Source organism: Streptococcus sp. NLN76 (assembly GCF_015686645.1).
GTDB lineage: Bacteria > Bacillota > Bacilli > Lactobacillales > Streptococcaceae > Streptococcus.
This window is the reverse complement of sequence record NZ_JADPMS010000001.1, coordinates 71,479-94,078: the sequence shown is the minus strand read 5'-3', so window position 1 is coordinate 94,078 and position 22,600 is coordinate 71,479. Positions and strand designations below refer to the sequence as shown.

Here is a 22,600-nt window from a genome sequence, read left to right as displayed (position 1 = left end):
ATGTAAATCTAACTCCTAGATTAAAATAAGGTATTATAAATGGCGTGAATCGTGTTCACTAAATTGGTGAAGGCATTCAACATAAAAAATGCAGTTAAGCCATAGCGCCGCTTTTGAAAAGATTGCAAGGCACACAAAACACAAATAACTCCAAGCAAGGCCGTAAAAAGGCCGAATAGATTGCGTTCCATCCTTTATGTGATCCTCCTGTATTTATAGATGGTGAAGGGAAAAGTAGCCGTTTCCTGCTCAATCTGCTCAAACAGCTCAAAGGACTTCCAAGGAAATTCTGCAGGAAAATAAACATCTCCTTCAAAGACCCCCTGAATTTCAGAACAAATCAGCTCATCCAGATACTCTTCAAAGGCACAGAAAATCTCACGGCCACCGATGACATAGAGCTCTAGCTCTTGATGCTGGTACCAGTTCAAAACCTCTTCCACAGATTGAAGGACCAGAACATCCGGATGATCCACCTGATAATTCGGATCTCTCGTCAAAATGAGACTTTTCCGTCCTGGTAACACGCGCTTGCCCATACCTTCAAAGGTGACACGCCCCATGAGCATAGCTTGACCCATTGTAGTCGCTTTAAAATGAGCCAATTCTTCTGGAATTCGCCAGGGGAGATGTCCATCCTGCCCAATCAGTCCCTTCTGGTCTTGAGCCCAAATTGCCTTTATTCTTCTGGTCACAGTTCCACTCCCTTACTCTCCTGTTTTTATTTTATCAAAAGCTAGCTAAAAATGGGGAAATCAAGCTAGCTAAAGCGCTCAAAAAAGCGAATCAAATCCAGATTCAAACGAACTTGATTGGCATAAAAGTAATTTCCACCATTTCGGTAGAGTTCATGTCCATGAAAGATGGAAATTGGGGTCCAGTAAGCGTAGGTCTCGCCACTCATATTTCCAAGACTAGGAGCAACTACATCCCGTGAGTAAGTCTGGGCTAATTCGAGACTCGTTTTCTGTCCATTCTTAGCCACATAATCGATATAGGCTTTCCCAAAATTATAAGCCTGCACAGAGGTCCACTCATCAACTCCCAATTCTTGACCATGTAGGTAATAGCTATTTAGAGTTTTTACCCCATGTTCAATACTTTCTTGGGGGGTTGCCAGTGAGTCAACCTGGCCAGTCAGGCTCTCACTGGCCTGCATAACATCTTGCCCCTGCCCCTTGGTTTCAGTGTAAATAACGGCAAGAACCAGATCAGAATCCAAGGTCGAATTTTCTTTCCTCAAAGCCTCTTCAACTAGCGGCTGGTAAGAACGTACATGGGCAACCGTCTGTGCCGTTTGCCAGCCTTTCCACATTCCCAAAAATACAAGCAAAATCAATAGGAAACTAAATATTCGTTTGATCATTAGAGACTCTCAATCGCATCCACATTTTTGATAAGAATCGAATAGGTTCCATCCTCATTCATGATAAACTCTACTGATTCAGCATCTTCATAAACCGGATTGGGCACAATTAACTGAATTCCATTTGATAGGGAAAGCTTTTGGTTTTCCAATCGTTTAAGTTGTCGCTGGCTATCAATTTCTTGGAATTGAATGGCTTCCGGAACTTCTTCCTTCATCTGGTCAATAAAAGTTAGACGCGCGGTTAAATTATCCTCAAATAAATCATTCGCAATGTCTTCTGGCCGTAATTCCTGTTTGGCCTCCAAGTTTTTATGCAGGGATGACTTTAGTTTTGACTGGAACTGAAAATCATCTGCCTGAAAACTCTCCGCAATTTTTTGCGCAGCTTTTTCCATGGTTTGAATGGATTTTTTAGGTGATGGAGCCAACTCAACTTCTAATAATTTTTCTGAAAAATAGTGAAGGAAACTCCCCTGAGCTTTGATTCGTTTTTCCAGCAAAAAGTACTGGCCAGTCACCCGATTGACAACTAAGCCCTCATCTGGACTGGCTCCAAATCCCGGAAGGTGGTTTTGGGTCAGCTGGATCCGATTCTCTTCTTGCCCCAGATCGGTTAGAGAATCTCTAAGCACTAGACGCAAAAAGGCAAAGTGATTTTGTCCTTCTTTATCAAAATTGACAAACACTAAGTCATTCATTTTCTGATTTTCAGCCTCCTTAAAGGCTTCTAACCAGAGCTGGCTAATGGCAATAGAGCTTTCCCTCAAATCATCTTGGATGTGACTGAAAAAGGTGTTTTCAGATTCGAAAGCACCTTTTTTAGCATCATCTGAGTAAACTTTTTCAATTTTTTTCCTAAGATATTCATCAATACGGGGAGACAATTCTAGGGATTCTTGGGAAAATTGAAGGTCTAAACTTTGAGGAGAAAATTGATGAATAATCGCTTCTTTAATGTAAATATCCATACTAGTCCTTGTATAGTGGGAAGGCGCTTGTTAATTCAGCCACCCCTGCTTTTACTTCTTCTAATTCTTCTGGATTTCCGTTTGCTTTAAGAGTTTTAAGGATTAAGTGGGCAACTTTCCGTGCTTCTTCTTCCTTGAATCCACGAGCTGTAATAGCTGGCGTACCAATTCGAATACCGGATGTTTTAAATGGGGATAACTGCTCATAAGGAATGGAATTCTTATTCAAGGTAATATGAACATCATCCAAGAGTTGCTGAGCAACTTTTCCATTCTCCACAACTTTTGTGACATCTACCAGGAAAAGGTGATTATCAGATCCCCCTGAAATGACACGGAAATCCTCATCTTGAAGAAAGACTTCCACCATGGCTTGCGTATTCTTCAAAACTTGCTGCATGTATTCTTTAAAAGCAGGATCTAGAACTTCTTTAAAAGCAACAGCCTTAGCCGCAATGACATGCTCCAAAGGTCCACCTTGAAGCCCAGGGAATATGGCTGAATTGATTTTCTTAGCCAGCTCTTCATCATTGGTCAAGATGAGACCGCCACGAGGACCACGAAGGGTTTTATGAGTTGTAGAAGTTACAACATGAGCAAACGGAATAGGATTGGGATGGAGACCAGCTGCTACCAATCCTGCAATATGAGCCATGTCCACCATGAGATAGGCATCCACTGCATCCGCAATTTGACGCAGACGTTCAAAATCAAGAATCCGTGAGTAGGCTGAAGCTCCTGCTACAATCAGTTTTGGCTGGTGTTCTTTGGCCAACGCTTCTAACTCATCATAGGAAAGCAATTCTGTTACTGGATCCACATTATAGGCAACAAAATGGTAGGTTTTCCCTGAAAAGCTAACCGGAGAACCATGGGTCAAATGGCCACCAGCAGATAAATCCATTCCAAGAATGGTATCTCCTGGCTGCACTAAAGCCATGTAAGCTGCGGCATTGGCTTGGGAACCAGAATGAGGTTGCACATTGGCATAACCGGCTCCAAAGATTTCTTTAGCCCGTTCAATCGCTAAATTCTCAACCACATCCACGGCTTCGGTCCCACCGTAATAGCGGCGACCTGGATAGCCCTCGGCATATTTATTTGTTAAAAGGGAACCTTGAGCGGCCATCACAGCTTTCGAAACAACATTTTCAGAGGCAATCAATTCAATATTGTCTTCTTGACGCTTTGCTTCTGCATCCATAGCTGCCCAGAGTTCTGGGTCATAGTTCCGGTAATCATTATTTTCAAAAATCATTTTTCCACCTCTTTAAATTCTAACTGGGGAACAACTGCTTTCAAATCTTCCTTAGTAATCACACCTTGCCGTAAGATACAGGCCTGATCTTGGGATAAATCAAGAATAGTGGAATCCACTCCTGTCAGAAACGGATCATCTGCATAACCTGGAACGGGGATCTCCTCTTGAATCTGCTCAAACACTTGACCACTCTCTTGACCACTCAGATTTGCAGAGGGGCCAATCAAAGGCCCTTCTTTTTGGATTAGTTCTAGGGTTAAGGGATGTGCGGGCATCCGAAATCCGACGCTTGGTAAGCCCGAATTAATCCAAAATGGCACAGCATCACTAGCCTTGAGCAAGATAGTCAGTGGCCCAGGCCAAAAATGTTTTGCCAATTCCTCAAAATAAGGGGGAATCTCCCTTGCATAGAGTTTTACTGGATCGATAGTTGCAATATTGAGATTCATGGCTTTATCCCTTGGTCTTTGCTTAAGAGCATAAACCAAATCCACAGCCTCTTGATTTAGAGCCTTTGCAAAAAGCCCATAAACGGTCTCGGTTGGAAGAATGACAGCTCGTCCTGCTTCCAACTCATCCTTTAAGATTTCCATCAACTACCACCATCCGATCCTGTCCAAATTGATCTGCGAGGACTCGTACACGCGCTTGGGGAAAAGCTTCTTGAAAGAGATGTCGCACAACTTCCCCTTGTTTATAGCCAATCTCCAGATAAATTTTTCCATTTGGTTGTAAATAAGCGCCTGATTCTACAGCCAATTTTCTGTATAGGGCTAAGCCACCTTCATCCGCAAAAAGGGCTAAATGTGGTTCCGAGTGAAGAACATTTTGACCAACCTCAGCTTGATCTTCCCAAGCGATATAAGGAGGATTCGAAACTAGGATATCAAAAGATCCTGTCACTTGTTCCAAAAGATTGCTTTCTACCAAGTTTACCTGTTTTTCCAATTCGAGTCTTTGCCGGTTCAACCTTGTGACTTCCAGGGCTTCCTTTGAAATATCCGTTGCCCATACATTCCATGATGGTCGATTCTTTGCTAAGGATAAGGCGATGGCTCCACTACCCGTTCCGATATCTATGACATTTAGACCGTGATCCGGATTTTCATCTAAAATCAAGTCAACCAATTCTTCCGTTTCAGGTCTAGGGATTAGGACCCGCTCATCTACGAGAAATTCATAGCCACAAAAGTCCGTTGAACCAAGTATATACTGGACCGGTTCATGGTCCATCAAGCGCTTATGATAAGACCTCAACTGGGTAAGCACCTCAGCTTCTTCTTCTTTTTGCAAAAAGAAAACAAAATCCGTAAAGGTCAAGTCAAACAGTTTCCGAACCATAAGGTCAAAGGCTTCTGGCTCCTCACCAACATGGGAAAGTTGGTCGTGAAATTCTTGGAATCGTTGGCTATATCTCATCTAATTGTTTAAGGCCTCTAACTTCTGAGTTTGGTCATACAAAACAAGGGCATCCACCACTTCATCCAATTTACCAGATAAAATGCTGTCTAGTTTTTGGAGGGTTAGACCAATACGATGGTCTGTCACTCGATTCTGCGGGAAGTTATAGGTACGAATCCGTTCGGAACGGTCACCTGTACCAATGGTAGACTTACGCTCTGCATCCTGCTCATCTTGCGCAATTTGAGCAAAATGGTCCGCAACGCGGGCACGAATAATTTTCATCGCTTTATCCCGGTTTTTCTGCTGAGTCCGCTCTTCTTGCATTTCCACTTTAATATTGGTTGGCAAGTGTACAATCCGAACAGCCGTCGCAACCTTGTTGACGTTCTGACCACCGGCTCCAGACGCATGGTAAATATCAATCCGCAAATCTTTTGGATCAATATCGTATTCGACCTCTTCAACCTCTGGCATCACAAGCACGGTTGCCGTCGAAGTATGAACTCGTCCTTGACTTTCCGTCACAGGAACCCGTTGAACCCGATGGGCTCCAGATTCATATTTAAGTTTGGAATAGACAGACTGGCCAGATACCATAGCCACAACTTCTTTGAAACCACCGACGCCATTCATGGACGTTTCCATAACTTCAAAACGCCATCCTTGAGTCTCTGCGTATTTCTGATACATGGTCAGGAGATCGCCTGCGAAAAGTGCCGCTTCGTCTCCACCTGCCGCACCACGGATTTCCAAGATAATGTTTTTATCATCATTCGGATCTTTTGGAAGCAACAAGATTTTTAACTTCTCTTCATATTCTTCCTTAGCCTGCTTGGATTCCTTAAGCTCCATTTTAGCCATTTCTTCCAATTCAGCATCACCCGCTGCATCTTTAATCATTTCTTCAGCATCCGTAATGGATTGCAAAATCCGCTTGTATTCCCGATAAGCGGCAACTGTTTCGCGTGTCGAGGCTTCTTCACGGGAAAGTTCCATGAAACGCTTGGTGTCACTAACAACTTGCGGATCACTTAAAAGTTCCCCCAATTCCTCGTAGCGATCCTCTACCGCCTGCAATTGATCATAAATATTCATGCTTAGCTAACTCCTTCTAATTCCGGATTAAAATAGTGCTTTCTACATACCGAGACATAGGTTTCGTTCCCACCAATTTGAATTTGTTCTCCGTCATACATGGGGGATCCATCCTGCATCCGAAGGACCATTGTTGCTTTTTTGGAACAATAGTGACAGATCGTTTTAATCTCTTCAATCTTGTCTGCGAAAAGTAAAAGGTATTTAGATCCTTCAAACAACTCATTTCGGAAATCATTTTTCAAACCAAAGGCCATAACCGGAATGTCTAATTCATCTACTACCCTGGCCAGGGCAAAAACATGATGCCGTTTTAAAAATTGAGCTTCATCAATAAGAACACAATAAAGCTCCTCTTGCTTTTGCTCCTCCTGAATAAATCCAAAAACATCAAAATCATCGTCAATCGCCAAGGCTTCCCGCCGCATCCCAATGCGACTCGAGACCATTCCAACTCCATCTCGTGTATCTACAGCTGAAGTCATAATGAGAACTCGCTTCCCCTGTTCTTCATAATTATGGGCTACTTTGAGAATTTCAATGGTCTTCCCCGAATTCATTGTCCCATACTTAAAATAAAGCTGCGCCATCATTCAACTTTCTAAAAAATTATTTCTCACCTATTATACACGAAATCAGACCAAACTTACAGTCTTTTCCCATGTTACAATATGGTACAATAGATTACGAGGAGGAATCGTTATGCCATTTGTAAAAATTGAACTCTTTGAAGGACGCTCTCTTGAGCAAAAACAAGCCCTTGCTGCGGAGGTAACCGAATCTGTTATGAAACACACAGGGGCTCCAAAGGAAGCCATCCATGTCTTTATTCGAGACCTCCCTGAAGGAACGTATTATCCTCAAGGACAAATGAAAACCAAATCCTAATGAGGATCGAATCCATTACAAAAACGACAGCATTAAACTGTCGTTTTTTTCTTACTCTTGAGAGAGCAGCTTATCCTGTTTTTGAACAGACACCATTCGCCATTGTAAGAGGAGTGCACAAGCCCATAAGCCTATATTAAGTCCAATCCAATAACCATATGGTCCGAAACCAGCAAGAATATCTAAGAGGTAACCCAAAGGAAGGGCGATGATCCAATAGCTAATAATTCCAATAACAAAAGGATAGGTCGTATCCTTATAGCCCCGCAAAATTCCCTGAATTGGTGATACCAAGGCATCAGCAAATTGGAAGAATAGGGCATAAATCAGGAAATGGCTGGTCAGCCTGATAAACTCAGGTTCTTTCCCATAGAGCGCAGCTACCTGATTCCGGAAAACATATAGGAAAATCAGAGTGGCTGCTGCGAACAGGATCGCCATGAGTCGACCAATGCGACTATAAGCTAGAACATCTTCTGATCGTTCTGCGCCTTTTTCATAAGAAATGATAATGGCCATAGACATGGAAACACTCAAAGGAAAGGCATACATCATATTCGAAAAATTCATAGCTGCCTGATGACTGGCAATCACTTCTGAAGAAAAGCGAGCCATAAAAAATCCAACCGCAGCAAAAATAGCAGACTCTGCAAAAACAGCTCCACCAATTGGCAAACCAAGTTTCCAACCTTCGATAAAACCTGGAAGATACAGACCTTGTGGTTTAAAAATACGATAGCCTTTCATCTCAGGATGCCAATACATGACACCTAGAATGACTAATAGTAAAGCCCAGTAGGCCATAGAAGTCCCCAACCCTGCTCCTGCTCCTCCCAATTCAGGGACGGGACCAACGCCATAAATTAACAAATAGTTAAAGAAGGCATTAAAAGGAAGGAGAAGCAACATCAGATACATGGACAATTTTGTTAGTCCCAAGGCATCAAAAAAAGAGCGGAATACACTAAAAAGCAAGAGGGGTAAAATCCCCAAAAGCATAAAGTGCAGATAATCTTTTCCCACCTGCAAAACTTCTGTTTGCAAGCCTAAACTCTCTAACAAAAGGGGGGCACCAAATCCAATAATCAGAAAAAGAAAGGCCGCTAAACAAAGGGACAGATAAATAAACTGCCAAACATCTCTAGCAACCTTCTCCTTTTGCCCTTGGCCTAGATGATAGCCGATAATGGGAACAATAGCCGACAGCACCCCAGTAACTAAGGTAAACATCGGGTGCCAAATACTCGTCGCCATCGCAACCCCAGCCAAATCCAAGGTGCCATACTGCCCTGTCATCATCGTATCAATAAAGGAGGCTGAAAAATTCGCGACTTGGTAAACCAAAATAGGTAAAAAGATTTGAAAAAAGACTTTCACTTTTTCAGAGTTAGAATAGGTTTGATGCATGATTCACCTCCATTCAAAATTTTTCGACTACTCGGAAGAAGTTGAAATCTGAAACACATTTTAATCCAGGAAGTGGCTTAAAATGGATCGGTTCTAAAGCAAGGATAGCTTACCATCAATAAGGCATACAAAACACGAGGTTTGGTGAAAAGGATTCAGACAGTCAGATTTTCAACTGTTAAAGTCTATTCGTTTGCTTTTAGTACAAGGCAGCGAGTCGCAGACAGTACTGAAGTACGGCAAGACGAGCTAACACAGTAATAAAAGATAAACTAAAAGAGTATAAAGGACAAATTAAAAGAGTATTTGAGTATAAGGTCATCACTAGTATACCAAAAACGCTAACCTCTATAAAGGAAAATCCAGGCCAATTCAAGACCTGGATGTTTCTTACAAACTATCTCCATTCCAGATGGAATTTTTTACAATCACATAATCTACTTTTCGGAGACTTTCGAGGTCTCGTCCACCTGCATAAGAGATCGAACTTTGAAGGTCTTCCTGCATTTCTTTGAGGGTTGAAAAAATGGAACCTTTCGCTGGTAACAGGATTTTCTTCCCTTCAACGTTTTTATAATCCCCTTTTTGGAATTGAGAGGCAGAGCCATAGTACTCTTTGAAGGCTTGTCCATTTTCCTCAATCAATTTACCAGGACTCTCGGTATGGCCTGCAAAGAGTGATCCAATCATCACCATGCTGGCACCAAAACGAATAGACTTAGCAATATCACCGTGGGTACGAATTCCACCATCCGCAATAATCGGTTTACGAGCTGCTTTAGCACACCACCGGAGTGCTGCTAATTGCCAGCCACCTGTACCAAATCCAGTTTTGACTTTTGTGATACAAACCTTACCAGGGCCAATTCCCACTTTCGTTGCATCTGCACCTGCATTCTCCAACTCACGCACAGCTTCTGGTGTCCCAACATTTCCAGCAATGACAAAAGTCTCAGGTAGTTCTCTTTTGATATGTTGAATCATTTTGATAACACTGTCCGCATGCCCATGGGCAATGTCAATGGTGATATAGTCTGGGACATTTTCTTTGAGCTGACTCACAAAGTCATACTCATAGTCTTTTACCCCCACAGAAATCGAGGAAATCAGACCTTGCTCTTTCATTTTTTTAATAAAAGGAATACGGGCTGCTTCATCAAAGCGATGCATGATGTAAAAATACCCCTCACGTGCTAGCTTCTCAGCCAGTTCCTCGTCTACAATGGTTTGCATATTGGCTGGTACAACCGGTAGCTTAAATGTATGCTTCCCAAATGTCACCTCTGTATCCGCTTGAGAACGGCTTGAAATAATACACTTATTGGGAATTAATTGAATATCTTCATAATCAAAAATGGGAAACTCGTTTAACATGACGGCACCTCTAACATTATTTACCTGTCAATACTAAGCATAGACAGGTATTCATACTCATTACATTTCAAAATCTGAATGTGTGAATCCTCTTCGCCGAACCCTAAGTCCTGTCTTCATCGGATTGATGGCAAGCGATGCTTGCTTCATCATCTATAAATTTAAATCCAATTCCTGAATTAAAATTCGTTTCATATTTCGAATTGTTTTGAGTATCAAAACCGACCTTTCCGGAAATATTATACAGAATTGTCCGAAAATTGTCAACGATATTGAATCCACATCATCAGAAAGTTCGTTTTTGAAAATTTCTAAAACAGTTGAAAAGACTTGAGAAAATCCCAAGTCTTTTTCAATATCTCTTTTATTCGGCAGTCAATGCAGCCATTGTGATGTAGTTGTATGGCTTGTTAAAGTGTGGCAAGAAGAAGATATCCGTCAAGGCCAACTTATCAATGGTTACATGCTCTTGGATAGCCAAAGAGAACATGTGAATTCCCATAGACATATCTTCTTTCGAAGCCATTTGTGCACCAAGAATTTGACGAGTTGTACGATCGTAAACAATCTTGATCGCCACTTCATAGTTGTTGTGTTTAATGAATTCAGGTTTTTGAAGATCGTTGAAACCTGTTTCAACAGCATCGAAACCAGCTGCTTTAGCTTTTTCAAGAGTCAAACCAGTTGAAACCATCTTAAGATCGTAGATAGAGATACCGTTTGAACCTTGAACACCAATTCCTTCAAGTTCATGACCAGTTGCGTTAAAGGCACCTACGATACCAGAGCGAACTGCATTTGAAGCAAGGGCGATGTAGCTTGGTTTACCAAGAGAGTTGTCATAGATGGTTGCACAGTCACCAATTGCGTACACACCCGGAATGCTTGTTTCTTGTTTCTTATCAACAAGGAAGGCACCGTTTTGGTAAAGTTCGATTTTGCCTGCTCCAAGTTCTGTATTTGGTCGGAAACCAACAGCCAAGACAACCATATCAACATCGAAGGTTTCTTTATCGGTTACGATGCGCTCAACTTTGCCATCTCCTTCAACTGCTTGAACTTTTTGGCCATAAGCCAAACGAATTCCATGATCTTCCAAGTTCTTATTCATCATATCTGATAGTTCGCGGTCATAGTAACCATTCAAGGAAGTTTCAGCAATATCAATCAAGACAACTTCTTTACCAACACGTTCGAAGGCTTCTGCCAACTCAACACCGATATAACCTGCACCAACGACAGCAACTCGTTCAATATCTTTGTTTTCAAGACGTTCAATTACTTCTGCAGAGTTTTGGTACAGTTTTACAAATTGAAGGTTTTCAAGGGTTGCTTTGAACTCGCGAGTTCCTTCGACCAATTCTACTCCTTTAATTGGTGGAATAATTGGTTGGGAACCAGTTGCAAAAATCAATTTCTCATATGATTCAACGTGCTCTTTGTCATCAACAAGGGCCGTTACTTCTTTCTTATCATAGTCTACAGAAAGAACTGGAGATTCCATGTAGATGCGAGCACCTTTAGCTTCAAGAGTTTCTTTATCAGAATAGAAAAGACCTTCTGGACCGTCGATTTGTTTTCCAATCCAAAGTGCCATTCCACAACCGAGGAAGGAAATATTGGAGTTTTGATCAAAAACAACTACTTCGTTCTCATCACCGAAGTTATCCAACATTGTGTTAATACAAGCTGTACCAGCGTGGTTAGCACCAATGACAACAATTTTACTCATAGTTCGAGTCCTACCTTTAATTTTTTTCGATATCAGTATACCACAATCTGACAGCGTTTTCAAATTTTTACCCTTCTACTATTGAAAAAAATCGTGAAAAATTTCAGAGATTATAAGGAAACTTGCTGAACAGAACTGCGGCCAGAACCTCGCTTCTCTAAAAGTATCTGTTTGGAAATTCCCTGTTTCATAACTTCTACGTGAGAGATCAGACCAATCATGCGACCGTTACGACCTAGGCTCTCCAAAACATCCAAGGCAACCAAAAGAGTCTCCTGATCTAGACTTCCAAAACCTTCATCAATAAAGAGGGCTTCTAGTTCTATTCCACCCTTACTTTCTTGAATCACATCAGACGTAGCTAAGGCAAGAGCCATACTTGCGAGAAAACTTTCCCCGCCTGAAAGTGTGGAAACAGGTCTTAACTGACCCACTTCTTGGTCCAGAACATCTAAATCCAATCCCGCGAGACTTCGACCAGAGGATTTTTGGTTTTTGAGAACAAATTGGTAGCGTCCTTGGGAAAAATCATGATAGTAACGGTCATTTGCAACTTCCACAATCTGCTTAAAATAATGCTGCAAGACATAAGCTTTAATGTCTAAACGACTCTCTGTCTGACCACTAAGAACTTGCACCAATTGATCCAACTGGCTAAAGAGTAGATTGCTTTCAACTTGGTTCTGATTCAAATTCTCCAGTTGTTTTTCAATCTCTAGGGCATGATCAATACGGCTCTGCAGCAGAACAAGTGTTTCACTCTTCAATTCTAGTTCAGACTCTAATTGTGCAAGCAAAGCTTGCCTTTTCTGAGGATTCTCGAGTTGAACAGCGTCAGGTTCGTTTGCCTCCAATCGCGTTAGCTCCATTCGCACCTCTTGCAATTGAGCCTCAAATTGTGTCAATCGCCGCCGTAATTCACTCCGTTTAGATATTCCCTGAAGGATTTCCAGAAATTCAGTCCAATCGGCAGCCGGTAAGACCTCTGCCTGTAATTGTTTCATTGCCTTTTTATTCTGAGAACGAGTCTCTTCGTAAGCACGGACCTGTTCAACGAGTTGTTCCTGTTTGGTTTCATAGGCCTGTCTCTGAGCTGTTAATTGCAGTTCTAAGCGCGAAAGATTTTTCTTGCCTAATTGAAGGTTTTTCAATGCTCGTTTTTGCTTTTCGAGCTTCTCTTCAAGTGCTTCAAGACTCTGACTTTCAACTTGTTCCTTCAGCTCACCTAAGGATTGTTCCCATTCCTGCAATTGATGGCGGGCCTGGTCCATGCCCAGTCCAAGCTCTTGAAGTTTAAGCGAATAGGTGTTTTGAAGTGCCAATGCACCCTCTCTTTCTTCTCTTAATCCTTCTGCCCTTTTTGCCTGAATCTCGAGGGTTTCTTGGTAATTTTCAAGGACTTTCGCCAGCTCTTCTAAACTAGATGCTTCGAGTTCTAACTGAGAGGTCAGTTGTTCGAACTGAGACCGATAAGCTACTTCCTCCGTTTTTACCTCATCCATCACTATTGTCAGGTTGCTCTCCAAACTAGCCCGGGATTCTTGCAAATGAGACAGTTCAAGCTGTTTCTCGTGAGAGGCAATTTCTAATTGAAGGAAGTCTTCGTCACTCTCCATCTCCCGATCCACAGGGAGCACACTGATTCTATTCTGGCAAACTGGACACTCGTCACCGACGTGAACTTGCGAGCGGACCATATTCAAAGCCACAGTCAGTCTTTGTTTCTGAAGAGCTTCGAGATCTTGCTCTTGATTGGATCTTGTTAAATCTGAAATTTGGGTTTGAATCTTTTCCAACTGCACATTCAAACTTGCCCATTCCTGTTTTCTATCTTCCAGTTTCTGATTTTGTTGACGAAGCTGATGGTACAGCTGCTGATAGCCCATTAGCTGAGACCAAGAAGCAGACTCCTGATTCAATTCTTGTAGGTTCCTGTCAATCTGAGATAATCCTTCCTGATTCTGCTCAAGCAACTCTTGGTATTCTTTCTGGTCTGCTTGAAGATTTGCAAGTTCAGTTTGCTTATTTGCGATCCGCTGGGTTTGTTGCCGAGCTTCTAGGAGTTTCTGATGCTTCTTTTCCAGATCTATTAGTTGCTGACGAAGTTCTTCTTCATCTACCTGATCAAGTCGCGTTACTTCTGCCCTAAATTCTTTGCTTAAAGTCTCTAAATTCAACTTTTCCTGCTCTAGTTGCTCCTGGGTTCTTGCCAAGACTCCTTTTTGCTTATCCAATTGCTCCTGCCGGTCTAAGAGAATCTGCCCTTCTTCCAATTGATCCAAGAGAGTCAGTTCCTTCTTATCCTCATCATAAGTTGGATAGGAAGCCAATAAATCTCGTTGCAGAATTTGCTGCTCCTTGAGATTCTGCTCCCATTCTAGTCGGCTCTCCCAAGCCCTAAGTTCTGCAGATACTTCCTGAACCTGCGCCTCCAAGGTCTCGATCCTTTGACCTTGAACATTTTTTTCTTGGTCAAAAGATTGAAGAGCCTTTGCCATTGCCTCCTGGATTTGATCTGGTCCCAAAAGGGCTGCCTCTTCTCCCACCACGCTGCGGGCAAGTACGACCATTTCCAAGTCTCTGGCTTCAATCTTCTGGCGGTCTTGTTTCCGTTTTTCTTTTAAAGTTTCAATTAAAAGGTGATAGGAATCGACATCAAAAAGAGTTTGGAGAATTTCCTCCTTCTCCTTGGAGTTGGCTAATAAAAAGCGCTTGAAATTATGCTGAGGTAAGAGTAAAATACGCTGAAACTGGTCCTTGTTCAAGTACAGTAGGTCCTCAATAGCTTGGGTCACCTCCGCAAGCTTGGTGTAACTAGGTCCGACCAAGTGGCCATCTTGAACCTCAGAGAAAAGATGTTGGTCCCGAAAAAGACTATTAAACGGCCTTTCGGAGTCCCAAGTAACTCGTTTGGGAGTCCAAGATCTCTCCACACGGTAGACCCGATTTCGATGGCTGAACTCCAATAGGACACTCGATGGTTCTTTGGGAGAAAAGGACGCAAATTCACTCCGCAAATCGATAAAGCGCTTATCTCCAATCTTAAATTGGGCATTGTTGTAGTAAAGTGCTGTGACCAACAAATCAAAGATGGTTGTTTTCCCAGACCCCGTATCACCTGAGATTAGAAAGAGGCTATCCGCATAATCACGGAAGTCTAGATCTAGATGGGCGTGAGGGCCAATATTTTTGGCTTCTAGGCGAATCGGCTTCATACTTCCTCCTTCCTTTCTAAAAGACTGGCTTCAACCCAGTCTACTTGTTGCTGACTTAATTCATGCCCCGTCTGCTCCTGAAAAAATTGATGGATGATCTCCATGGGAGATTCTAAACGTTCCTGAATCCAGACCTTATTTCTGACTTCCTTCGCTTCTTCTTGGATGCGAATATCTAGAATATCTGGATAAAAGATGGCCAAGGAATCCCTTAAATTGCGAATTCCTTGAGGTTTTTCAGTAAGTCGAATACTGTAGTAGGCAGGCCCTTCAGCCTGAATCTTGGCCACAAAGTTTTTTGCGGTGATATCCTCATAGGTTCCACGAATCAGACGGATGTCCTTGGAACTTGGAAGAGCTTTAAACGTAACCTCCAGCTCTTCAGGCTGCCAATCTAAAATCAGCACTCCTTTTTCTTGCCAATGTTCATCAACTGCAAATTTCAACAAGGAACCCGAGTAACGAATCTTCTCACTTGGACTGGAGAGGTGGGAATGCAGATGCCCTAGAGCAACATAGCTAAAATTGGAAAAAAGACTAGCTGGTAGATGGTTGAGCCCCCCAATCTCAGACTTCCCTTCACTGATTAGCTGATAGTCCTCGTTTCCTTTACCAGCAACATAAAAATGACTAATGAGAATTGGGTTTTTATCCGGCTTGATCAGCGCCTCCATGTCCTTAACCAGTCGTTCCATAGCCTGACTGATAGTCTCCATTTGGCTTTTATTCTCCTCAGAAATCCCATAAAAACGACGGGCATCACTGGGGTGAAAAAAAGGAAGGAGAAAAATTTGAAGGTCCCCAAAATCAATAGGTTCTAAGGCTTGTTCAATTTGGGTGGCCAGATAAAGTTGGCCTTGTTTCATCCAACGAGTTCCAAATTGAAGACGATTGGCACCGTCATGATTGCCGGAAACAATAAAGAGAGGGAGGCCTAATTCCACATTCAATTCATAGAGCATTTGATCCAAGGCCTTGGTTGCAGATACAGGTGGCGTAGACACATCAAACAGATCCCCCGCCAAGAAAATAGCATCGACCTTTTCACTCAGAGCCATATTTTTGAGCTTGTGAAAAACGGACCACTGCTCCTCTAACAAGGAATAGCCATGAAGTTTGCGACCAATATGCCAATCAGCTGTGTGTAAAAATTTCATTCAAAAAACTCCTTCCCGTCCAAACCTCCTTCAAGAATAGCAAAAAAAATCACGGTAAACAAATACTTACCGTGATAATCTAAATTTATAGGTTTTCCATGTCAAAGACTTCGGCTTCCTGCTTATCTGGGAGCACCAAGGCTAGCAGTAAACCAGCAAGGGCAGGTGTTGTCCATGCCATTGAAGCCGCTGCGAATGGCAGACTACTTACAAGATTACTTAAAGCTGTAATACCTAGACTAGATCCGAGAACCTCCGCTACGGAAACCAAGGTCACCAATCCAACTGTCACTTGCATCCCACGTTTTGAAAGTGGTAGGAATTTGTTCACAATCACAATCAAAACTAGGGCAATCGTGATTGGGTAAAGAATCATCAATACAGGTAGTGAGAAAGTAATGATGGTGTTCAAGCCTAGGTTTGCAATCGCAAAACCAATGAAGGTAAAGGCAGTCGCAAAAGTTTTATAAGAATATTGTGGGAAGCGAGAATTAAAGAATTCACCCGTAGCCACAATCAAACCAACTGTTGTTGTGAAGCAGGTCATAGTGATCATGAAGGCCAAGAAAAACTGACCTACAGAACCAAAGACTTGTTGAGTTGCATTCGTTAGAACATAAACCCCTTTATTCACTTCGGCATTGGCCACTACATCTGCTGGAACAGGGAAGGAATTCCCCAACCTTGCAAGTCCGATATAGAGACCACTGAAGGCCAAGGCTACAACCAAACCAACAATCCAGATTGTTGAGATATATTCTTTTTTACTAGAAAACCCTAATTGTTTCAAGGTTTGTACGGCGATTACACTGAAGGCTACAGAAGCCAAAGCATCAAGTGTGTTATAACCCTCCAGGAAACCAGTTCCAAATGCTGCGCTTGCGTAGCCATCAACCGCTGATTGAGGTGCTTGGCTAAAGTTAGCCAGCCCAAGAACAATCAAGAGAACAATGGAGAGGGCAAAAATCGGTGTCAAAATACGACCAACTGAGTCTAAAATTTTGGAAGGATTCAAAGCAATCAGGTACGCAGCTCCAAAGTACAGGACTGTAAAAATAAAGAGTGCTAGACTTGGATTAAACCCATTTAATAAAGGCTCAATTCCAACACTGAAAGCTGTCGTCGCAGTCCGTGGAATCGCGAAGAAAGGACCAATTGCCAGATATAGGGCTACCAAATAAATCGTCGCGAAGACTGGTGAAATTTTCTTGGAAATTTCATAAACATAACCCTTGGGATTTAGAGTTCCAATAATCAGCGTCAGCACAGCTAAACCAACTCCCGAGACAACAAAACCAAAAATTGCGGGCCAAAAATTTTGTCCAGACAAGACTCCAAGAGCCGGTGGGAAAATCAAGTTACCAGCTCCGAAGAAGATCCCGAACAAAAGAAGCCCCGTTAAGGCACCTTTTTTTACCATAAACATCTCCTTTTTCTAAATATGTGCCTTATTATATAGGACTTTAAAAGCTTTGACAATAGTTTACAGAAAATTAAAGTGGTTTTTCTTACTCTGTTTGATTGTCTTGCAAGAATTTAAGAATCGGATAGCTTACAGTCGGAAAATAGTCTCCTGAAAAATCATGACCTGCCCCATCAATAATCTGAACTTGACCATTTTTCAGATAAGGGCGAGCTTTTTCGCTATAGGAAAATGGGACAATCTCATCCTGATTCCCGTGGAGAATTAAAACCGGACCAGGGTACTTGGCCAACTCCTGATAAATGTTGACGGACCAAACATCTAAAAGATAATTGGGGCTAATCTCAATCGAAAACTGATCAAAAATCTTGGTATCCTCTGGAATTTCCTCAAAAGAATCATAGATCTGATGCGGTAACTCACTAATAATAAAGGCTGGATACATCAGAAGTAAACTCTGGATACGCTTGGGTTCCTGACTAGCAACCAGACTGGCAATCAGACCGCCTTGGCTAATACCAAGGATGCTAGTTTGATCCGGTATGATTTCCGACCAATTTTCACTGGCATCTAGTACACTCTTCAGGTCCTCAACTTGACTAGTCACCGTTAACTCCTTGGCATTGCTACTGCTTTGACTTTTGGGGCCACCATGCACAAAGTCAAAGGTATAGACAGCGTAACCACGAGCTGCCAGCAATTCGGCATAAACCCGCCCTTGTCGATAAGAACCATTGAAACCATGGGCAAAAATAACTAAGGGAACCTTTGACTTACTGTCCGGAATATAGAGGCGTCCCTTTAACTTGCGCGCTCCATCCCGGATATCCCGTTCCTCCATTCGATAATTGGTTTTGGGAAGAGTAATGGCAACTTTTTCTTCCTGGACCTGGTTATCTAGCTCTGGTGCTTGAGTTCCCCCTGCCCAAATAAGACTGATGCCAATGACGATTAGGCACAGTAGGAAACCAATTTTTTTCATCTTAGCCTCCTTTTTCTTTTAGCCTAAAGCCACATCTAAAATCATCATTAAAACAAAACCAATCATGAGTCCTAAGGTTGCTTGGTCTGTATGGCCGTTATTTTGAGAATCAGGGATTAACTCTTCGACGACGACAAAGATCATGGCACCCGCTGCAAAAGAAAGAGCATAGGGAAGCAGGGAGGTCATGGCTAAAACAGCTATAGCTCCCAGAAGGGCTCCAATCGGTTCTACGATAGCAGAATTAGCTCCCCAAACAAAAGCCGACCAACGGGAACGTCCTTCTGTCCGAATAGGGACTGCGAGGGCAGCACCTTCGGGAATATTTTGCAGGCCAATCCCTAGAGCTAGACCAATGGCTGAGACTAGAGCTGCTGTATTTCCATCTTGAATGGCTCCAAAGGCAACACCAACGGCTAATCCTTCAGGAAAATTATGAATGGTGATGGCTGAAAAAAGTAGGGCTGTCCGGGATAAACGCTTCTTAGGCTGCAAACCTTCGACTTCTTTTTGACTCAGATGAATATGGGGAATGATCATATCCACTAACCGGAGAAAGAAACCACCTGCTAAAAATCCAATCGCTACGGGTAACCAACTCAGTTTGCCATAAGTCGGCTCCGCAAATTCCAAAGCTGGTGATAAAAGAGACCAAAAAGAAGCGGCAATCATGACCCCAGCGGCAAATCCCATAGTTGTATCTAAGGCCTTACGATTAACATCTTTAAAAAAGAAAACAACAGAGGCACCAAGGGCCGTACAAAACCAGGTAAAGAGACCTGCTCCAAAAGCTAACCAGACTACAGGTTGTTGGGCTAACCATTCCATAAATTACCTCCTAGAGATGGTAAAAAGGGTTGGTGGAAACCCGACTTCCAAGAATGTCCAATTCCCATCCTTCCTCCTGGGACCAACGCTCAAAGAGTGCTGAAACACCGTGTACAAAAAGGATTTCGATATAGTGACCAGGATCGATAGCCCGTAAACCTTGGGATAAGAAGTCTTGAGCATTATGGTAATAGATATCTCCCGTTATCAAAACATCTGCCCCTTTTTCCAAAGCATCCTTGGCAAAAGATTGACCGCTTCCTCCACAGATGGCCACACGGGTAACGGGAGTATCTATGTACCCTGGGTATTCAACTAAACGGACACTGTCCAAATGGAAAGTTTCTTTGACCTTGAGAGCCAAATCTTGAAATTCCATCGACTCAATATCCCCGATCCGTCCAATACCCTGGCCAGGAAGAGTTTCATGCAGAGGTTCTACATGTGTAATTCCAAGCAAGTCACAGAACCAGTCATTCAACCCTCCTTCGACAACATCAATATTGGTATGGGACACATAGACTGCAATATCTGCCTTAATTAAATCCACATAAATCCCATTCATTCCCTGATCATAAACCAAGTTCTTAATGGGACGAAAAATAGGCGCGTGTTTGACAATCAACAGATCCACTTGGTTGGCAATGGCTTCTTGGACAGTTTGCTCACGAATATCCAAGGTGACCATCACCCGTTTCACATCCTTATCTAACGATCCAATCTGCAATCCAACCTGGTCACCTTCCAGTGACAATTCTGGCGGACAAAAGGCCTCATATCGTTTAAGTACATCTCTAACTTTCATCTAACACCTCGTTTATTGCTGCTAATTTTTGAGCTAATTCCAATCTCTCTTCTTCATGCTCGTCAGGAATTTTAACCAGAAGTCCTTCAATTTTTTCAGCCTCTTTCAACCATTTTTTATAAAACACTTCTGATTTATTTTTTAAGAGATAGGGACCAAAGGTTTGATCTTTCCAACTCAATGCCATCTTCCCCGGCTTTGCTACTAGAATCTCATAAATTTTTCCTGCTTCTTCCAAAATCTCTTCGGCTGTAATATGATAGCCATGCTTTTCTAACCAGATTCTTAATTCATTTTCTCGGTTATTAGGTTGAAGGATAAGAGACTGGATTCCCTGTAACTTGGCTTGACCTTGATCCAAAATGGTAGATATCAGTCTACCTCCCATTCCGGCAATAACAATCTCCTCAATTTCATCCTCTGCATTCATGGCATCTAAGCCTGACGCTAGTCGAACCTGGATCTGCTGACTCAAGCCTTCCTTTTGAACATTTTGACAAGCCGACTGGTAAGGGCCTTCCACGACTTCGCCTGCAATGGCAGCGGAGATTTTCCCCCTTTTGATCAAGGCAATGGGCAAATAGGCGTGGTCACTCCCCACATCTAAAATTTTTGCTCCAGAACTAACAAAACTAGACACGAGGTCTAAACGTTTCGATAAGGACATTTATTCCTCCAAATTTTTATAATAATAACAGAGAGACTGAACAGGGCAGGTCTCACATTTAGGTTTTCTGGCAGTACAATGGTAACGACCAAAGAAAATCAAACGGTGATGGGTCGCAATCCAATCTTTTTTAGGGATTTTAGCCATGAGATCTTGTTCAATCTGCTCGACGCTGGCATCCTGGGCCGAGATATTCAGCCGCTTAGCAATCCGACCGACATGGGTATCGACCGCAATAGCTGGAATATGATAAATTTCCCCCAGAACGACATTGGCCGTCTTTCGCCCAACCCCCGGTAAGGATTCTAATTCTTTATGAGTTTTGGGGACTTGGCCATCAAACCGTTCTAAGATTTCCTGCGCTGTGCGAATAATATTTTTGGCTTTGGATTTGTAAAGACCGATATGTCGAATGGTCTCTTCTACCTCCGATAAGGGGGCCTTGGCTAAGTCTTCAATTTCTGGGTACTTGGCCCACAAACCGGGTGTGATTTTATTAACGGATTTATCGGTTGCTTGAGCTGATAAAATGACCGCAATCAACAGTTGAAAGGGCGTCTCATACTCCAATTCCCCACGAGCATTTGGAAACATGTCCGCAATGATATCTAGGATACGCTTTAATTTAACCCGTCCAATCATTCCCCAAACCTCCACAAATTTACGTTGTTTTTAAATTCTTCGCTAGCTGAGATTTTACGTGTTTTCTGTAAATTCCATTCTTCACGACGTCGATTCACCTGTTCCACTGTTTGAATTCCTTCATTCACCCAATTGCGGAGAATTGTTTGCCAATAACGCCAACTGGTCTTTCCATTCAAGACTGATTCTCGAACAGCTTCTTTGATTAACACAACCGAAAAATCTCGTGCCCATTTCTGAAGGTCTTCAATTTCAATAGGATTTAATAAGCGACCGTAAGATTCCTGTATGAAGGTCAAGAGATCTTTAAACTCCTGTGCTTCACTTTGAGGTTCTTGTCCTTTTTTTAAATCGGCCGCCATTTGATCTAGTCGTTCAAACAGAGGCGTTGCATCATAATAGAGCCCTCCTTTTCCTTCTTGGTTGCTGGTCTCTTGGAAGCGAAGAGAACCCGATTGAATCAAACTATTCAAACACCCTCGTATCGTTTCCCTCTCCAAACCTGAACGCTTAACCAATTCATCGATAGAAATACTGGCCCCTTTGGTCACATTTTCTACATAGGCCAACTGCCAAACCAGAAATTCTTCCGCAGACCCAAATAAGTTTCCTAATTGTTCAAAAAGAAAGGCCGGCAGGACTAGCTGTCCCGTCTGGTATATTTGGTAATAAGCCATAATGCTCCTTTACTAGATTTTTTACTACTGAGAATACATTCCTATTCCATACTCTCTATTATACATTTTTTCGATGCGGACGAAAAAAATCTTCTTGAAGTTTCCTTCAAGAAGATCAACATTAATAATGCATGAGAACTTTATAGTCGTAATCACCAATGGCTTCGCGACCATTCAAGTCATCCAATTCGATCAGGAATGCACAGCCTGCAACAATACCACCTAAACGCTCAATCATCTCGATGGTCGCTTTAACAGTCCCACCTGTTGCCAATAAATCATCTACAATGAGGACACGTTGACCTGGTTTAATGGAGTCTGCATGCATGGTAAGAGTGTCAAGTCCATATTCCTTTTCATAATCTGCAGAAATCACTTCGCGTGGAAGTTTTCCAGGCTTACGGACAGGTGCAAAACCAATTCCAAGTTCATAGGCAACTGGACAGCCCACAATAAATCCACGAGCTTCAGGTCCTACAATCATATCAATCTTCTTATCAGTCGCGTATTGAACAATTTCCCGGACGGCGTAAGAATAAGCATTTCCATTCGCCATCAAAGGACTGATGTCACGGAAGGTTACCCCTTCCTGCGGATAATTTTCAATTGTAGCAATATAATCTTTTAAGTTCATAATCGACTTTCTATCAAAATGTTTTACAAACCATTCTACCATACTTCAAGTAGAATAGCTAGAAGTCAGTCA

At 42.4% G+C, this 22,600-nt stretch carries 23 protein-coding genes; 1 reads left to right on the top strand and 22 read right to left on the bottom strand.

What is annotated here, in order from left to right; genetic code table 11:
• Nucleotides 1-20: 20 nt before the first annotated feature.
• From I1A59_RS00455 to I1A59_RS00415, 9 genes are all read right to left on the bottom strand, one after another.
• On the bottom strand, nucleotides 21-191 hold the full coding sequence (locus I1A59_RS00455) for a hypothetical protein (protein WP_196090863.1): 171 nt from the start codon (nucleotides 189-191) through the stop codon (nucleotides 21-23).
• Between the two features lie 3 nt (nucleotides 192-194).
• Nucleotides 195-695, bottom strand: a complete 501-nt coding sequence (locus I1A59_RS00450; protein WP_196090862.1) for a dihydrofolate reductase — start codon at nucleotides 693-695, stop codon at nucleotides 195-197.
• Between the two features lie 65 nt (nucleotides 696-760).
• Nucleotides 761-1,366, bottom strand: coding sequence for a lysozyme family protein (locus tag I1A59_RS00445; protein ID WP_196090861.1), 606 nt, complete (start codon nucleotides 1,364-1,366; stop codon nucleotides 761-763).
• Complete coding sequence (locus I1A59_RS00440; protein ID WP_196090860.1) at nucleotides 1,366-2,337, bottom strand: nucleoid-associated protein; 972 nt, start codon at nucleotides 2,335-2,337, stop codon at nucleotides 1,366-1,368. Before I1A59_RS00440 ends, I1A59_RS00445 begins: the two co-directional genes overlap by 1 nt.
• A gap of 1 nt (nucleotide 2,338) precedes the next feature.
• Complete coding sequence (glyA, locus tag I1A59_RS00435) at nucleotides 2,339-3,595, bottom strand: serine hydroxymethyltransferase (protein WP_196090859.1); 1,257 nt, start codon at nucleotides 3,593-3,595, stop codon at nucleotides 2,339-2,341.
• The gene (locus I1A59_RS00430) at nucleotides 3,592-4,191 is read right to left on the bottom strand and encodes an L-threonylcarbamoyladenylate synthase (RefSeq protein ID WP_196090858.1); all 600 of its coding nucleotides are present in this window, start codon (nucleotides 4,189-4,191) and stop codon (nucleotides 3,592-3,594) included. Before I1A59_RS00430 ends, glyA begins: the two co-directional genes overlap by 4 nt.
• Nucleotides 4,172-5,017 (bottom strand): peptide chain release factor N(5)-glutamine methyltransferase, encoded by an 846-nt coding sequence (prmC, locus tag I1A59_RS00425; protein ID WP_196090857.1) that lies wholly within the window; start codon nucleotides 5,015-5,017, stop codon nucleotides 4,172-4,174. Before prmC ends, I1A59_RS00430 begins: the two co-directional genes overlap by 20 nt.
• A complete protein-coding gene (gene prfA, locus I1A59_RS00420) occupies nucleotides 5,018-6,097 on the bottom strand; it encodes a peptide chain release factor 1 (RefSeq protein WP_196090856.1) in 1,080 nt (359 codons plus the stop codon). It abuts the gene before it with no gap.
• 2 nt (nucleotides 6,098-6,099) lie between these two features.
• On the bottom strand, nucleotides 6,100-6,687 hold the full coding sequence (locus I1A59_RS00415; protein WP_196090873.1) for a thymidine kinase: 588 nt from the start codon (nucleotides 6,685-6,687) through the stop codon (nucleotides 6,100-6,102).
• A 112-nt stretch (nucleotides 6,688-6,799) separates the two neighbouring features.
• On the opposite strand from I1A59_RS00415, the gene I1A59_RS00410 reads away from it, so the two are divergent.
• Entirely contained in the window at nucleotides 6,800-6,985 is a 186-nt protein-coding gene (locus I1A59_RS00410; RefSeq protein ID WP_196090855.1) for a 4-oxalocrotonate tautomerase, read from the top strand.
• A 51-nt stretch (nucleotides 6,986-7,036) separates the two neighbouring features.
• Here the strand turns inward: I1A59_RS00410 and I1A59_RS00405 are convergent, their stop codons facing one another.
• The 13 genes from I1A59_RS00405 to I1A59_RS00345 all read right to left on the bottom strand — a co-directional run bounded on the left by I1A59_RS00405 (nucleotide 7,037) and on the right by I1A59_RS00345 (nucleotide 22,528).
• Nucleotides 7,037-8,392: an MATE family efflux transporter gene (locus I1A59_RS00405; RefSeq protein WP_196090854.1), complete on the bottom strand. Its 1,356-nt coding sequence runs from the start codon at nucleotides 8,390-8,392 to the stop codon at nucleotides 7,037-7,039.
• A gap of 390 nt (nucleotides 8,393-8,782) precedes the next feature.
• Nucleotides 8,783-9,766, bottom strand: a complete 984-nt coding sequence (guaC, locus tag I1A59_RS00400) for a GMP reductase (RefSeq protein WP_196090853.1) — start codon at nucleotides 9,764-9,766, stop codon at nucleotides 8,783-8,785.
• A 364-nt stretch (nucleotides 9,767-10,130) separates the two neighbouring features.
• Nucleotides 10,131-11,498 (bottom strand): FAD-dependent oxidoreductase, encoded by a 1,368-nt coding sequence (locus I1A59_RS00395; protein ID WP_196090852.1) that lies wholly within the window; start codon nucleotides 11,496-11,498, stop codon nucleotides 10,131-10,133.
• A gap of 110 nt (nucleotides 11,499-11,608) precedes the next feature.
• Nucleotides 11,609-14,713 (bottom strand): SMC family ATPase, encoded by a 3,105-nt coding sequence (locus I1A59_RS00390; RefSeq protein WP_196090851.1) that lies wholly within the window; start codon nucleotides 14,711-14,713, stop codon nucleotides 11,609-11,611.
• The gene (locus I1A59_RS00385; RefSeq protein WP_196090850.1) at nucleotides 14,710-15,870 is read right to left on the bottom strand and encodes an exonuclease SbcCD subunit D; all 1,161 of its coding nucleotides are present in this window, start codon (nucleotides 15,868-15,870) and stop codon (nucleotides 14,710-14,712) included. The genes I1A59_RS00390 and I1A59_RS00385 overlap by 4 nt, the downstream gene beginning before the upstream one ends.
• An 85-nt stretch (nucleotides 15,871-15,955) precedes the next feature.
• Nucleotides 15,956-17,290 (bottom strand): branched-chain amino acid transport system II carrier protein, encoded by a 1,335-nt coding sequence (brnQ, locus tag I1A59_RS00380; protein ID WP_196090849.1) that lies wholly within the window; start codon nucleotides 17,288-17,290, stop codon nucleotides 15,956-15,958.
• An 88-nt stretch (nucleotides 17,291-17,378) separates the two neighbouring features.
• The gene (locus I1A59_RS00375) at nucleotides 17,379-18,275 is read right to left on the bottom strand and encodes an alpha/beta fold hydrolase (RefSeq protein ID WP_196090848.1); all 897 of its coding nucleotides are present in this window, start codon (nucleotides 18,273-18,275) and stop codon (nucleotides 17,379-17,381) included.
• An 18-nt stretch (nucleotides 18,276-18,293) separates the two neighbouring features.
• Nucleotides 18,294-19,103, bottom strand: coding sequence for a ZIP family metal transporter (locus I1A59_RS00370; protein WP_196090847.1), 810 nt, complete (start codon nucleotides 19,101-19,103; stop codon nucleotides 18,294-18,296).
• 10 nt (nucleotides 19,104-19,113) lie between these two features.
• Nucleotides 19,114-19,908: a Nif3-like dinuclear metal center hexameric protein gene (locus I1A59_RS00365; RefSeq protein WP_196090846.1), complete on the bottom strand. Its 795-nt coding sequence runs from the start codon at nucleotides 19,906-19,908 to the stop codon at nucleotides 19,114-19,116.
• Nucleotides 19,898-20,575, bottom strand: a complete 678-nt coding sequence (locus tag I1A59_RS00360) for a tRNA (adenine(22)-N(1))-methyltransferase TrmK (RefSeq protein WP_196090845.1) — start codon at nucleotides 20,573-20,575, stop codon at nucleotides 19,898-19,900. The genes I1A59_RS00365 and I1A59_RS00360 overlap by 11 nt, the downstream gene beginning before the upstream one ends.
• The gene (gene nth / locus I1A59_RS00355; protein ID WP_196090844.1) at nucleotides 20,576-21,217 is read right to left on the bottom strand and encodes an endonuclease III; all 642 of its coding nucleotides are present in this window, start codon (nucleotides 21,215-21,217) and stop codon (nucleotides 20,576-20,578) included.
• Nucleotides 21,214-21,894 carry a DnaD domain protein gene (locus I1A59_RS00350; RefSeq protein ID WP_196090843.1) on the bottom strand — a complete coding sequence of 227 codons (681 nt, stop codon included), beginning with the start codon at nucleotides 21,892-21,894 and terminating at the stop codon, nucleotides 21,214-21,216. Before I1A59_RS00350 ends, nth begins: the two co-directional genes overlap by 4 nt.
• A gap of 121 nt (nucleotides 21,895-22,015) precedes the next feature.
• A complete protein-coding gene (locus I1A59_RS00345; protein WP_196090842.1) occupies nucleotides 22,016-22,528 on the bottom strand; it encodes an adenine phosphoribosyltransferase in 513 nt (170 codons plus the stop codon).
• Nucleotides 22,529-22,600: the final 72 nt, after the last annotated feature.